The sequence below is a fragment of the Methanobrevibacter sp. genome (assembly GCF_045541095.1).
Lineage (GTDB): Archaea > Methanobacteriota > Methanobacteria > Methanobacteriales > Methanobacteriaceae > Methanocatella.
This window is the reverse complement of the sequence record NZ_JAZQIJ010000161.1, coordinates 20,523-33,122: the sequence shown is the minus strand read 5'-3', so window position 1 is coordinate 33,122 and position 12,600 is coordinate 20,523. Positions and strand designations below refer to the sequence as shown.

Below are 12,600 nucleotides of genomic sequence, written 5' to 3'. Positions count from 1 at the left end.
ATTTTAACTGTTTTTAGTTTCTTTTAAATATATATTATTAATTTATTTCATCGATATGAAGCATTTCAAGTAATCGATATTAAATTTATTATTTTTTGAAAAAACGATATATTTATATACATTTCGAAGTAATATATTATTGAAAAAACAAAGAGGTGATTATAAATGCAACTTAGTGCAAGAAATCAGTTAAAAGGCAAAATTACTAGTGTAGAAAAAGGTGCTGTAATGGCAAACATCAAAATTGAAATTTCTGAACCAAATACCCTCACAGCAGTCATTACTAAAGAATCAGCTGAAAAATTGGACTTAAAAGACAGTGACGATGTGACAGCTATTATCAAATCAACCGAAGTCATCATTGGAAAATAATCAAGGAGGAAATAAATATGCAACTCAGTGCTAGAAATCAGTTAGAAGGAAAAATCGTCGGTGTAGATAAAGGGGCTGTAATGGCCAATATCAAAATTGAAGTAACAGAACCAAATACAATCACTGCTGTTATCACTAAAGAATCTGCTGAAAAATTAGGTTTAAAAGAAGGTGATGATGTGACAGCTATTATCAAATCAACTGAAGTTATTATAGGAAAATAGGATTAATATCCTATAATTCCTAATAATATCAAAATTATGAAAACTATTATTCCTGCTTTTAGTAGTGTTTTTATATTTTTTATGACTGCGTAGATTATTAAGAATAATATTATTAATCGGATAATGCTCATTAATAACATTATTATCCACCAGCAAGAATGGTTTTAGTTCCTTCTTCGGAAATTTCTTCTTTTTTAAATTCCACTTCATATTTCACGGTTTCAATGACTTCTTTTAATGCATCGAGGGTTTCGCCCCTGTGTGCTCCTAAAACTGCAACTAAAAACAGCATGTCTCCAGTGTAGAACTCGCCTATGTAGTGGACTACGGATATTTCATGAACGTTATATTTTATCTTGGCGTTTTCGACGATTTTTTCAATCTCTTTTTGTGTTTCCTGTTTGTCAGGTGTGGTCAATATTAACTTTTTCAAGTTCATGTTTTCTTCTTTTCCACGAACTATTCCTTCAAAGGTGAAAATAGCTCCGGAGTAGTCAATTTTATTGCTTTTTTTTATTTCTGCTATTAAATCAGCAGTTGTCACTTTGTCTTCTTTTGCTTCTATAACTCTTACGACCATTGTAAAATCTCCATAGTTTTATAACTATTGTTATATAATATTTGGTTTTATATAAATTTTATCATAATTCACTGACTTCCTTGACTGAAAGATTTTTGATTCTTTCCACTCCATTGATTTCTGATATGAAATCAACTGCCGCTGAAGGAACCAGTTCTTTCCAATCATCATCATTCAATATTCTGCGTCTGACTTCAGTTCCGGACAGATGCAACCTGTCATAGAGTGGAGGCTGCCTTACTTCAAAACCTTCCTCTGAAAACAGCTGCTTTACAAGGGAGTTTCCTGAATAGACTATTGAAAATGGAGGGGTCATCATCTTGACATGTGAAACCCAAATCGCATTGAAGTTGATGTCCTGCATTGGAATGATGTAGTATCTGCTCGGATCCACATTTGCTTCGGCCAAGGCCTGAGATATCATGACGATTCTCTCACCGGCAGTAAAAGGGTCTTTTATCTCATGGCTGAGCTGAGCGCTGCCGATTCCTATGATGATTTCATCGACTTCATCTAAAATCTTGTTAATTACCTGCATATGTCCATTGTGAACGGGCTGCATTCTTCCAATCAATATTCCTCGAACTTTTTGCATAATAATCACGCTACGGGTTTAATTCATCTAAACTTTTAATCAATCTTTCTGCTGTTCTTTGCTTTTGGTCTAATGTGTCTGTAATGCACACTTCCGCTAAAATGGTATTGATTCCTTTTTTAGCGATAGGTGCCGTAACCTTTTCAGGACTTGTTCCTTCTGTAAAGTTATAGTCAACCAAACCAACATCATGGGTTATATGTTCTATATAAGAATCTATTTTATCGCTTCTGTTCGAAAGGCTGAACAGGAAATTAGAATACTCGTAAACAGGATCTATTTCATGAACGTCTATAACTATAAACGGATTGTCATTTTTGATATTTGGAACAATGTATTTATGTGCCAGCTGTTCACCTGCCGCTCTTGTATCTTCTCTTGATGTCAGGTTTGCGTTTGTTTTGATGTAGTATATTACATATTTTTTGGTCAGATTTTTTGTTCCGTTTTCATGTGTAATGTTGTATATTGTCTTGTTGATTGCTTCATGAATCTCATGCTCTCTCGGATGGACTCCTAGGATAATGCCAACAGTTTCTTTTGACGATTCATTACCTGCAATAATTTTATAAACGGTTCCGTTGGTATTTTTTCCAACTTCACTGACATTATAAACATTTTCTGGACTGTCCATGGTGGATGTTAGAATAATGGATAAGTTGAATATCACTATTGCAACCAAAACCAATAGCAATATTTGATATTGCCTTTTCTTATTCATAATTTTACCATTTTTCTTTTAATAATACATTTTTTTGTTTTTTTTACTTAAAATACTTTTTTCAATAAAATAAAGTTTATAAAAGACTTTTGATATAAATATTACTGAAAAAATTATGGAGTTTTCATAATGGAAAATAAGAATATAATAATTATTGCAGTGGCCATAATAGCAATTATTGCAATTGTAGGAGTTCTCTTTGCCACTGGAATACTAAACAACGGTAATGAGAATACGGTTACCACTCCCTTCAAGACAGAGTTCATGGAAGGAAGTTTTGTAGGTAATGTAAGTCTTGAAAACGATACGGAAAAATTCATGCATTCATATGAGGATAAGGAACACCATATCACATATAACATTTCCACTGTAGACAATTCATCTGCATTGATGGAAATCTATGAGATTCAGGGCGTAACCAATCCTGAACACAGGACACTGAACGGAAACGACTGGAATATCTATTTCACACAGGCTGTTCCTGGAAATGATTCAAATTCAACCAATAGCGATGCGATGGACATCATAATCTGTCAGTCCCAAGGTAAAAAACAGGGATATCTGATTTATGCGATTTTTGACGGAAAATCCCCAATCAATGCAACCGAAAAAATGTACGGTGAGGCATACCTTGGATATATTGAGCCTTTGCTTAAAAGCATATCATTAAAGCAAAGTAAAAATGTCCCTGCAATCAATGAAGAGTTCGGATTGAGTGAAGATGAATTTGCTCAACAAATGGATTTAATCCATCAATACAAAGCAGGAAACCTTTCCGCTTTAGAAGGTTAGTATGGTAAAGATTACGGTTTTTCATGCGGATGAATGCGACAGGAAAAAGTGCACAGCTATCAAGATGGGAAGGCTTGGTAAATGCAGACTGGTCTATGATATCAACAGGATTCCATCAGGTGCAATTGTTCTCAATCCCTATGCAGAAAAGGCCGTGTCTTATGAGGACTACAGATATGTCCACAGAAGAGGAATTGTTGGGCTTGACTGTTCATGGAATGAAGTTTCAAGCTCCAAAAAATTCTTTTCATTGTCCAAATATCACAGATCACTTCCGTTTTTGGTTGCAACCAATCCTGTAAACTATGGAAAACCTTGTATATTGTCAACGGTTGAAGCTATTGCGGCAACTCTTTACATTACTCGTTATAAGGATGAAGCTCGTGAATTATTGAACGGTTTTAAATGGGGCCATACCTTTTTGGAACTTAATCACGATTTGCTTGAGGCTTACAGTGAAGTTGACACCAGTGCCGAAGTTGTCAAAGTTCAAAATGAATTGCTTTCTGAAAAGGGCATTAATTCAGAAGGCTGATTTTTCTATTTTTTTAATCAATTTTCATATGAGAAAAATTTATTAGTTTTTAAAAATAATATTTTTTTATATAAAGTTTTAACATTGTTTTTATCTATTTTTACTAAACCTTTAAATACTATTAAGGTTAAATAATTAATTAATAGTTATGAACACTGAAAAATTGATTTTTATTTCATAACAAATTATTATTATAAATTTTCATGATTATAGGAGGAGTTATTAATGGCAAGATTTGAAGTAGCAGAAAACAGAATGTTCAATGTAAAAATCTGCTTAAAATGTAATGCACGTAACCCTGCAGGCGCAAGTACTTGCAGAAAATGTGGTTACAAAGGTTTAAGATACAAAGCTAAAGAACCAAGAGCATAATTTTTAAGCTCTTACTTTTTTTTATATTTTTTTAAAACAATTAATTTAATATATCATTGTTAATAAAACTTATTTTATGAAAGACGTTGAAAATTACATTCGCGATATATTAAAAACAAGGAAAATTCATTTTACATTAATTGATCCCGATGAACAGACACCAGAGGAAGCCTTGGAAATTGCAACTCAGGCTATAGAAGGTGGAACTGATGGAATTATGATTGGGGGGTCAACCGTTAACGGTGATGATGTGGACAATACATGCAAGATATTGTCAGAAAACATTGCGGTTCCTATTATCATCTTTCCGGGAAATACCAGCAGCGTAAGCAAATATGCTGATGCAATATTTTTCATGAGCTATATCAACTCTACCAACCAGTACTGGATTAACGGTGCACAGTCCATTGCGGCACCTGCGGTCAAGGCATCAGGTATGGAAATCCTGTCCATGGCGTATATGGTTGCGGAACCTGGCGGAACTGTCGGTTGGGTTGGAGATGCTAAGTTAGTGCCTCGTAACAAGCCTAAAATACCAGCTGTTTATGCAATGGCTCATGAAATGTTCGGTTTCAAGTTCTTCTACCTTGAAGCGGGGTCCGGTGCTGACAAGCCTATACCTCCTGAAATGGTTGCATACACAAAAAGAGCAACAGACAACATGATTATTGTTGTCGGCGGAGGAATCCGTGATGCAAAAGCTGCCTATACAGCAGCAAAAGCAGGCGGGGATGTCATCGTAACAGGTACTGTTGTAGAGGAAGTTGATGACGTCAAGGCAAAAATTCAGGAATTGACCGGAGCCATCAAAAAGGCTTCTATGGAGTAGTTTTTCTACTCTCTACTTTTTTTATTTACAATCAATATTTATTTTGCTTTAAAATATTGTAATGAGTTTTTCAGATATCTATTTATAATATAATCTTCATAATTCTTATTGAATTAATTTAGAAAGTTTTTTTATACTTTTAAAGCGATTTTATGAATCAAGAACAATTTTCTAAAGCCAAAGCAATTATGGAGTGTATTTTTAAAATGTTTCAATTGTAATATTTTCGTTAAATTGCATACGGATAATTGAACAGGATGGGAAACCCATATCAAACGGGCCATATGAATACATTTTTGATGATGGGTTTATGGAAGATATTGATAAAATTGATTTTTAATTTATTTTTTTTAAAATCTTTAAAGATTAGTTCTCATATGCTCTCTTGGCAAACAATTAAATATACAATAGAATAAAATATTATTCAATTAAATACTGTTATAGTGTTTAAATTGGTTATATATACAAAAAATTTAAAAAGGTAATATAATGAAATTTGCACATTTAGCAGATACTCATTTAGGTTATCGTCAATTTGGATTAATTGAACGAGAAAAAGACTTTTATGAAGTATTTGGAAAGGTTATAGATAAAATAATAGAAGAAAATGTAGACTTTGTCATACATAGTGGGGATCTTTTCGAATCTACTAAGCCATCTCCAATGGCACTTTTGGAATTTCAAAAAGGGCTTTTGAAACTGAAAGGTGCAGGAATCCCTATGTATGCAATTGCAGGAAGTCATGATGAGGCATTTCATAAAGGTGCCATCCCTCCTCATGTGATTTTTAAGAAAATGGGTCTGAAGGTAATTAGCCCAATCAATACAAATTACATGCAGGGAGATATATTTATTGCGGGCCTTCCGTTTTATCCTGCCTCACAAATCAATGTTTTAAAATCAAAACTGGCAGAATTATCCAAAAAAGCGGCAGACCATGAAAAGTCAATACTTGTTCTGCACCAGGCAATAAATTTTGATGAGGCCGGACATCATGAACTTGAAATGGATGACATTCCTGATAATTTCAATTATTATGCTTTAGGACATATTCACAGATACATAGAAAGGGATTTTGGAAAAGGAAAACTGGTCTATCCGGGATCCAGTGAAGTTTGGAAAACCGATGAGCTGAATGACTATAAGATAAACGGAAAGGGATTTGTTGTAGTTGACATGGACGGTCAAAAACCAACCGTAAAAAGGGTGGCCGTTGACATCTCCCGTGCATTTGTTCAAAGAAGCATTAATTTTGATAGTCTTGACAGCAATATCGCAGGACTTAAGGAAACCATCAAAAGCTTTGACAAAAAGCCGGTTTTAACATTGAATGTTAAGAATATGGATTCAGATTCCGCATCAGTTTACGATACCATCAAAAATGAGCTTGAAGATTTGTCTTTGATAATCAGACCAACATTCAGCAAGCGTGAAGAAACGATTGATGAAATAATTTATAAAAACGAATCAATCAGTGCTGAACAGTTAATCGAAGAGAAATTATTGGGCTATGGAAATAGTGAAGTTGATGAGTTGGCTTTAAAGTTATATGACCTGCTGTCAAAGGACAAAATTGATGAATCTCAAGAGGTCCTAGACCAATTTTTCGAAAAGCATTATGTTTCTATAGATGAGGAAATTGAATTCACAACTGAAAATCTTCAAAATGATGAAGATGAAGAGGAAGAAATTGTAGAGGAAGCTCCTGAAGAGGAAAGCAATGTTCAAGTAACATTCAAGGGGGGTTTGGAATGATTTTTTCAAGATTAAGATTAGGTAATTTTAAATCACACCAGAACACATTAATCAAATTCAACAAGGGTATCAGCGTAATTGTTGGTGAAAATGGTGCAGGTAAATCAACCATATTGGATGCCATCAGTTTTGCATTGTTTAACCATGCAATTGTGGAAATCAAGGATCTGATTCGAAACAATGCCAATTCCCTGTTTGTCGAATTGCAGTTCACTTCCAACGGCAAAGAGTATATGGTAGTGCGTGAATTTCAATCAGATTTAAAATCAGTATTATATACCAAAACTTCTTCACAAAGCGGTTTTGTAAAATTATGTGATGGAAATGAAAATGTCAACGAGGAAATTCACCAAATTTTGAATTTGGATACTGACATGTTTTTAAATGCAATTTATGTAAGGCAGGGTGAAATAGCTAATCTGGTTGATAAAGACCCTTCAGAGAAAAAGCTTCTGATTTCCAAATTATTGGGTATCGAATCCCTTGAAAAGGCATGTAAAAATTTAGCGCCTTTAATAAGTGAATATGAAAATAAGCTTTCAGAACTTAAGGGCAAATTGTACAATTCCACTGAACTGAAGGATGAATACGACAGGAAAAAAGACGAATTAACCGCCCTTAAGGATAAAGGTCATGAACTGGAAGAGCAGATTGAAGATGTGACAAATTCCTTGCAGGAAATTTCTGAAAGCAAAAGGGATATGGAAAGAGAAAAGGAAATCCATGAAAAACAGCTTCATAACTTAGAAACAGAAAAGGCCAATCTTGCAGATTTGGAAGAGAAAAAACGTTCTATTCAGGAGAATCTTGATCAAATCAGCGAAGCTGAAGAGAAAATTTCCAGATTGGAAAAGTATGTTTCCAAATTGGACGTTTACCTTGAATTTGAAAAGGCCGTTATTAATATTCAGAACTTAAAGGCTGAAGAAAACCAAATCTCAGATAAACTGCTTGCAATCAGTCAGCAGAAGACTTTACTTTCAAACAATAAACAAGGTTACAACGAATTTTTAAAATCCGATGAAAAGATTTCTAGGCTGGATGATAGAAAAATCAAATACGAAAAGGAATTGGCCACCATGGCCCAACTTGAGCAGGACAAAAAAGATCTTTTAAGAAGCATTGAAAATGAAAGAAATGACATTGGAAGCTTTTTTTCAAGTGCAAAAGATCAACTGGCAACTGCAGGATTATCACAGGAAGATTTGGATAAAATCGATGAGTTTTCCAATCTTGAAAACGCAAACAATGATTTAATCGATGAAATTTCCAATAGGTTAGAAGAGCTTTCCGAAAGCATAATTTCCAAAAATGAGGATATTGCAATATTTAACCACAATATCACTTCCTCAAAGAAATCATTGGAGGAACTGGATAATGTTGAGGATAAATGTCCTGTATGTCAGTCTGAAATAGACTCCAAAAAGAAACTGCAACTGGCACAACAGTATGAAACCTCAATCCTGGATAATGAAAAGCTCATCAGTCAAAATGAAGAGGAAGTTTCTTCATTAACTAAAGAGAAGGAAAACTGTGAGGAAAATCTCGAAAAGCTTAATGTATTGTCTAAAAAAATAGTGGAATATCAACAGAAATTCAAGCATCTGGAAAGGGAGCTAGTTAAACTGAACAAGCTTGATGAAGGTTTGGAATCCAAAGAGTTCATAAGCAATAAGCTTGGTGAGCTCATACTTGAAATTGCAAAAATAAAAACCGACCGTGAATCTCATAAGAGTTCTCATGATGAATATATTAAGGCTGAGGGTGCTTTGGAAGTTTTAGGTGATGAAACAGAGGTTCAATTCAAGTTAAATCAGGTTGAAAATGAAATTGACACTCATGTCAAAAACATCAAATTGGCTATTGAACAGGATTCTCATTTAAGCGGAGATATCAGTGCAAGTGAGCTTCAAAACCGTATTGTGGACTTAAAGCAGAAAAATGATGAGTACAATCAGCTTAAAGGTTTCATTAAAAACAAAAATTCTCTTAAAAATCAGTTTGATGCTTTAAAAGAAGAAATTGGTGTTTCCCAAAACCAGATTGAAATCACTCAAAATAAAATTGAAGCATCAGTTTATGACAAAGAGAAATATGAGCATGTTGTATATCGCTTTGAGATGTATGAGAGAAAACACAATTCATTCAACGACGAGTTGGCTGAAGTTAAGGGCAGGGCACGTGAATCAATTTCCAATATTAAGGATTTGAAAGATAAAATAGAAACTGTCGACAGATTCCAACAGGAATATAATGATGTTGAAGAATTTATCCAACTGTTAACATATATCGGAAAATTATACGGTAAGGGAGGTGTTCAAAAAGAACTTAAATCCATTTCAAAACCGCTGATTCAAAAATACACTAAGGAATTCTTCAATGAATTCAACTTCGATTACTCTGATTTAACACTGGATGATGATTATGAAATAACTGTTTATGGTCCTGAAGGTGAATCTTCAATGAGTATGGTTAGTGGCGGTGAAAAAATAGCCATTGCGCTTGCCTTAAGATTGGGTATTACTCGGACAATCGCAAAAGGTGAATTGGATACAATTTTACTGGATGAGCCTACAATTCATTTGGATGACTTCAGAAAACATGATTTAATTAATCTATTGAAGGATATTTCTTCATTGCCTCAAATGATTATTGTAACTCATGAAAGTCAGCTTGAAAACGCCGCTGACAATCTGATTAAAGTTGAAAAGGAAAATGGTATTTCAAAGATAATTAATTAAATATCATTTTTTTTCTTATTTTTTTATATTAGTTCATCTGCATGTTTAATTGAGTCAATTATGCAGTTTGCATTCCAACCGACAATAGTTGCGGCTTTGCTTTCTAGTAGTTCGGGAACTTCTTCAACTCCTAAAGGCCTTACAAGCACAATTGGAATTTCATATTTTTTGCTGGCTTCAATAAGGTTTTCAAACAGTTCCACATTATCCTTGTAAAGACCCGCAAGTAAGATTATCCTGTCCACTTTGCTGTAAAATGATTCTCCTGCATGAGCATATGATCCTGAAATGGATTCTTTCCATAGAAAATCCACTTTTGAAAATAGTTTTTCTGTAAATTGGCCGTATTCATTTTTCATGTCGGTTCCTTGTGAAATTATCAAATTGTAAATTTTGTCATCTTTTTCATCTTCAAACATTTTTTCACCTTTGCTTTAAGTTTGTATCGTTGGTTATATAATAATTTTCATTTACAAAATATTTAATAATCTTAATAATTAAAATATTATGTATAATTTTTTAAAGGATTAGTTTTTATGAAAGCAGCAGTTATAGGTTTAGGAGTAGAAGGTAAAAAAGCAGTTAATTCTCTTTTAAGGCATGGTTGGGAAGTATATGCAACCGATTTGAATATTAATGTGGATTTGGAAGGACTAGATTTACCGATGCTTTCTATGAATCTGATGGATGACGAACAGACTGTTTCAATTGTGGGTGAAAAAATTACTTTGGATTTGGGTTTTACAAACCCTTATGCAATAGAACAGTGTGATGCCATAGCCATCAGTCCAAGCATGTATGGAGGAACCTTCGCATCAAAATTATTGGAAAAGTCTGAACTGTTAAGCGATGTGGTGGACAATCATAAGGATGTATTTACAATAGGCATAACCGGAACCAACGGCAAAACAACCACCGTTCATATGATTAAAAGCATATTGGAACGGGCCGGCAAAAAAGTTCTTGTCGGTGGAAACGGCGGAGGTGGATTTTCAGGATATTATGATTTGATTCTTGAAGCCGGTGAAGGCCAATATGACGTTTTGCTTGTAGAAGTGTGCGACATGACTCTGGATTTCTGCAGGCACTGCTTTGACTTTGACATGATCGGTCTGACCAATATAGGCAATGACCACATGGATGTTCACAAGACAATTGCAAATTATAAAGATTCACTTGTAAGGTTTTTTGAAGATAAATTAATTTTCACAGCCTACAATCAGGATTTCAACGCAGACTTTAAGGAGTCTGCCAGCAAAACCATTCCTTACTTTGCATATCAGGATGAATTGAAACTGTTTGGTAAGTTTAATCTGCTCAATGCAGGTCTTGCAACTGCCATTGCTACTGAGCTTAAGGTTCCAAAGGACATAATAAGATCAACTTTGGCCGAGTTCAAGGCAGTTGAAGGCAGAATTGATGTTTATAAAATTAATGATGCTGATGTTTACGTTGGAAAAACGGATAATTCTGATGCATTGGCGTCAATATTGGAAGAAAAAGATTTTTATGCTCTTTTTATAGGCACTCCAAGACATAATGAATTCCATAGATTGGATATTCTTGATGTTGCGGTTAAATACAATCCTGAAGTGATTGTACTGTTTCCGGGATTGGATGACACTTTGGATATTGCCATTTACCGATTGAACTCTCTTGGATATATGGGAAATATCATAACGGTGAATTCTTTGGATGAAATCATAGAACTTGTTGCGGAATACTCTCATGAGGATGCAATATTCATTGGTGGAAACGGTCAAGATACAATTATAGATATTCAAGAAAGAATTAAACTGATTTCTGAAAAATTATAAATTTTTAATAATGTTTATATATAACCTATGAGATATTAAATTATGTATAAAATTTTTAGGTGAAATTTAAATGAAAAGTTGGAGAAGAACATCATTTGTTATATTTTTAGTATTGATATTTGCATGTATTTTCCTTTTAGCTTTTTCATTTGTTAGCAGTACTCCCGTTAATGGTCAATCTGTAGCTGATGAATATAATATTACAGTTGGCCAATCCATTTTTGAAGGTCAATCACTTTTAGGTCAAAATAAGACCATTGAAGTTCCTTTATTAAGTCATTTAGGTTATTTGACACATCAATTACTTGCATTTGATTTGCAGGGCATATTCATGTCCGCAGCAACTGGTGTGGTTCCATTTGACTTTACTACAGTATCTGGCGAGGGTATTGACTCATATGGACATGCTAAAGGAATTCAAGGTCCTGGATATATAACTTTTGAAGGAGATAAATTGGCTGTTAAAGGACCAAACAATTATGTTTGGGGGTATAGTGCACCTTATAAATTATTATGTAAAACTGAATCTGGTGTAGATGTTATCGAAGGGGATAAGGTTGTTCAATCTGTTCCTGTTGATCAAATTAAAAACTTGAACTATTCCAATGATTATTATGATAACAATACAATCGTAAGTTGGTATAACTATGATGCCGATGTCGGTTCTACTTTCACACTGGAAAAAGGAATGGTTGGATTTTCAGATAATCGGTCAGATATCGGTTCATCTGATGTTCCGAAAATCTTCGGTCAGGATGTAGTTGATTATGCGGCTGAATATCCTACAGGTTCCCCTATCTTGTTGTACAGCGGTAATTATTCAAAACAGGATGGAGAAGTTTACGGTACATCTCTGGGTTCACACCCTGAATACGGTGATGACATCAGGGAAGTAAATGCAAGACAATTCGTTGAAGCTTGGAACGGTACTGTTATTCCACCTAATTCAACCAGTTCAGGTAAGGATTATGTTTACTTTGAATCCGCTTCTGATGCAGCAGCTCCTGGAGGAAGTGCAGCACACGGTGTATGTCCGTCCGCCAGAGCATTAAGGGCAGCGGTTCTTGCTGAAGGATTTTCACTTCCTGTAGGTATGGATGAAACAGAAAATGCAGTTTTATTCGGTTATAATCCTGCATGTGATATCACTGTTACAAACAACCATGACTATCCTGTCAAAATAAAAATGTGGACTGAAGGTGAAGGTACCGGAATGGGTATCTATGCACAAATAGAAAGATATATTCCAAGTTAAGGAATATAATCT

The 12,600-nt window shown here is 34.3% G+C and carries 14 protein-coding genes; 10 read left to right on the top strand and 4 right to left on the bottom strand.

Going from position 1 to position 12,600, the window contains the following annotated elements:
* Window positions 1–165: 165 nt before the first annotated feature.
* Together ACKI2P_RS06950 and ACKI2P_RS06945 are read left to right on the top strand one after the other, a co-directional pair.
* Window positions 166–372, top strand: a complete 207-nt coding sequence (locus ACKI2P_RS06950; protein WP_407376274.1) for a molybdopterin-binding protein — start codon at window positions 166–168, stop codon at window positions 370–372.
* A gap of 17 nt (window positions 373–389) precedes the next feature.
* Complete coding sequence (locus tag ACKI2P_RS06945) at window positions 390–596, top strand: molybdopterin-binding protein (RefSeq protein WP_407376272.1); 207 nt, start codon at window positions 390–392, stop codon at window positions 594–596.
* Between the two features lie 142 nt (window positions 597–738).
* Here the strand turns inward: ACKI2P_RS06945 and ACKI2P_RS06940 are convergent, their stop codons facing one another.
* The 3 genes from ACKI2P_RS06940 to ACKI2P_RS06930 form a co-directional block, all read right to left on the bottom strand.
* Window positions 739–1,176 carry a molybdenum cofactor biosynthesis protein MoaE gene (locus ACKI2P_RS06940; protein ID WP_407376270.1) on the bottom strand — a complete coding sequence of 146 codons (438 nt, stop codon included), beginning with the start codon at window positions 1,174–1,176 and terminating at the stop codon, window positions 739–741.
* Window positions 1,177–1,237: 61 nt separating this feature from the next.
* Window positions 1,238–1,771, bottom strand: a complete 534-nt coding sequence (locus ACKI2P_RS06935; protein ID WP_407376268.1) for a nicotinamide-nucleotide adenylyltransferase — start codon at window positions 1,769–1,771, stop codon at window positions 1,238–1,240.
* Window positions 1,772–1,781: 10 nt separating this feature from the next.
* On the bottom strand, window positions 1,782–2,492 hold the full coding sequence (locus ACKI2P_RS06930; RefSeq protein ID WP_407376266.1) for a hypothetical protein: 711 nt from the start codon (window positions 2,490–2,492) through the stop codon (window positions 1,782–1,784).
* A 129-nt stretch (window positions 2,493–2,621) separates the two neighbouring features.
* On the opposite strand from ACKI2P_RS06930, the gene ACKI2P_RS06925 reads away from it, so the two are divergent.
* From ACKI2P_RS06925 to ACKI2P_RS06900, 6 genes are all read left to right on the top strand, one after another.
* Window positions 2,622–3,284 carry a hypothetical protein gene (locus tag ACKI2P_RS06925; RefSeq protein WP_407376264.1) on the top strand — a complete coding sequence of 221 codons (663 nt, stop codon included), beginning with the start codon at window positions 2,622–2,624 and terminating at the stop codon, window positions 3,282–3,284.
* A gap of 1 nt (window position 3,285) precedes the next feature.
* Window positions 3,286–3,819 (top strand): DUF367 family protein, encoded by a 534-nt coding sequence (locus ACKI2P_RS06920; RefSeq protein ID WP_407376263.1) that lies wholly within the window; start codon window positions 3,286–3,288, stop codon window positions 3,817–3,819.
* Between the two features lie 225 nt (window positions 3,820–4,044).
* Entirely contained in the window at window positions 4,045–4,191 is a 147-nt protein-coding gene (locus tag ACKI2P_RS06915; RefSeq protein ID WP_407376261.1) for a 50S ribosomal protein L40e, read from the top strand.
* A 76-nt stretch (window positions 4,192–4,267) separates the two neighbouring features.
* On the top strand, window positions 4,268–5,020 hold the full coding sequence (locus ACKI2P_RS06910; protein ID WP_407376259.1) for a geranylgeranylglyceryl/heptaprenylglyceryl phosphate synthase: 753 nt from the start codon (window positions 4,268–4,270) through the stop codon (window positions 5,018–5,020).
* 489 nt (window positions 5,021–5,509) lie between these two features.
* A complete protein-coding gene (locus ACKI2P_RS06905) occupies window positions 5,510–6,775 on the top strand; it encodes an exonuclease SbcCD subunit D (RefSeq protein WP_407376258.1) in 1,266 nt (421 codons plus the stop codon).
* The gene (locus ACKI2P_RS06900; protein WP_407376256.1) at window positions 6,772–9,516 is read left to right on the top strand and encodes an AAA family ATPase; all 2,745 of its coding nucleotides are present in this window, start codon (window positions 6,772–6,774) and stop codon (window positions 9,514–9,516) included. Before ACKI2P_RS06905 ends, ACKI2P_RS06900 begins: the two co-directional genes overlap by 4 nt.
* Window positions 9,517–9,539: 23 nt before the next feature.
* Here the strand turns inward: ACKI2P_RS06900 and ACKI2P_RS06895 are convergent, their stop codons facing one another.
* On the bottom strand, window positions 9,540–9,935 hold the full coding sequence (locus ACKI2P_RS06895) for a nuclease (RefSeq protein WP_407376254.1): 396 nt from the start codon (window positions 9,933–9,935) through the stop codon (window positions 9,540–9,542).
* A gap of 117 nt (window positions 9,936–10,052) precedes the next feature.
* Here ACKI2P_RS06895 and ACKI2P_RS06890 point away from each other — a divergent pair, with 117 nt between their 5' ends.
* A complete protein-coding gene (locus ACKI2P_RS06890) occupies window positions 10,053–11,333 on the top strand; it encodes a Mur ligase family protein (protein WP_407376252.1) in 1,281 nt (426 codons plus the stop codon).
* A 70-nt stretch (window positions 11,334–11,403) separates the two neighbouring features.
* Window positions 11,404–12,588 (top strand): hypothetical protein, encoded by a 1,185-nt coding sequence (locus ACKI2P_RS06885; protein ID WP_407376250.1) that lies wholly within the window; start codon window positions 11,404–11,406, stop codon window positions 12,586–12,588.
* Window positions 12,589–12,600 lie beyond the last annotated feature (12 nt).

Excerpts from the sequence above, each read along its gene's own strand:
- ACKI2P_RS06885 (WP_407376250.1), top strand. The coding sequence starts at position 11,404 with ATGAAAAGTTGGAGAAGAACATCATTTGTTATATTTTTAGTATTGATA.
- ACKI2P_RS06915 (WP_407376261.1), top strand. The coding sequence starts at position 4,045 with ATGGCAAGATTTGAAGTAGCAGAAAACAGAATGTTCAATGTAAAAATC.
- ACKI2P_RS06900 (WP_407376256.1), top strand. The coding sequence starts at position 6,772 with ATGATTTTTTCAAGATTAAGATTAGGTAATTTTAAATCACACCAGAAC.
- ACKI2P_RS06910 (WP_407376259.1), top strand. The coding sequence starts at position 4,268 with ATGAAAGACGTTGAAAATTACATTCGCGATATATTAAAAACAAGGAAA.
- ACKI2P_RS06920 (WP_407376263.1), top strand. The coding sequence starts at position 3,286 with ATGGTAAAGATTACGGTTTTTCATGCGGATGAATGCGACAGGAAAAAG.
- ACKI2P_RS06895 (WP_407376254.1), bottom strand. The coding sequence starts at position 9,935 with ATGTTTGAAGATGAAAAAGATGACAAAATTTACAATTTGATAATTTCA.
- ACKI2P_RS06890 (WP_407376252.1), top strand. The coding sequence starts at position 10,053 with ATGAAAGCAGCAGTTATAGGTTTAGGAGTAGAAGGTAAAAAAGCAGTT.
- ACKI2P_RS06905 (WP_407376258.1), top strand. The coding sequence starts at position 5,510 with ATGAAATTTGCACATTTAGCAGATACTCATTTAGGTTATCGTCAATTT.
- ACKI2P_RS06935 (WP_407376268.1), bottom strand. The coding sequence starts at position 1,771 with ATGCAAAAAGTTCGAGGAATATTGATTGGAAGAATGCAGCCCGTTCAC.
- ACKI2P_RS06925 (WP_407376264.1), top strand. The coding sequence starts at position 2,622 with ATGGAAAATAAGAATATAATAATTATTGCAGTGGCCATAATAGCAATT.
- ACKI2P_RS06930 (WP_407376266.1), bottom strand. The coding sequence starts at position 2,492 with ATGAATAAGAAAAGGCAATATCAAATATTGCTATTGGTTTTGGTTGCA.
- ACKI2P_RS06940 (WP_407376270.1), bottom strand. The coding sequence starts at position 1,176 with ATGGTCGTAAGAGTTATAGAAGCAAAAGAAGACAAAGTGACAACTGCT.
- ACKI2P_RS06945 (WP_407376272.1), top strand. The coding sequence starts at position 390 with ATGCAACTCAGTGCTAGAAATCAGTTAGAAGGAAAAATCGTCGGTGTA.
- ACKI2P_RS06950 (WP_407376274.1), top strand. The coding sequence starts at position 166 with ATGCAACTTAGTGCAAGAAATCAGTTAAAAGGCAAAATTACTAGTGTA.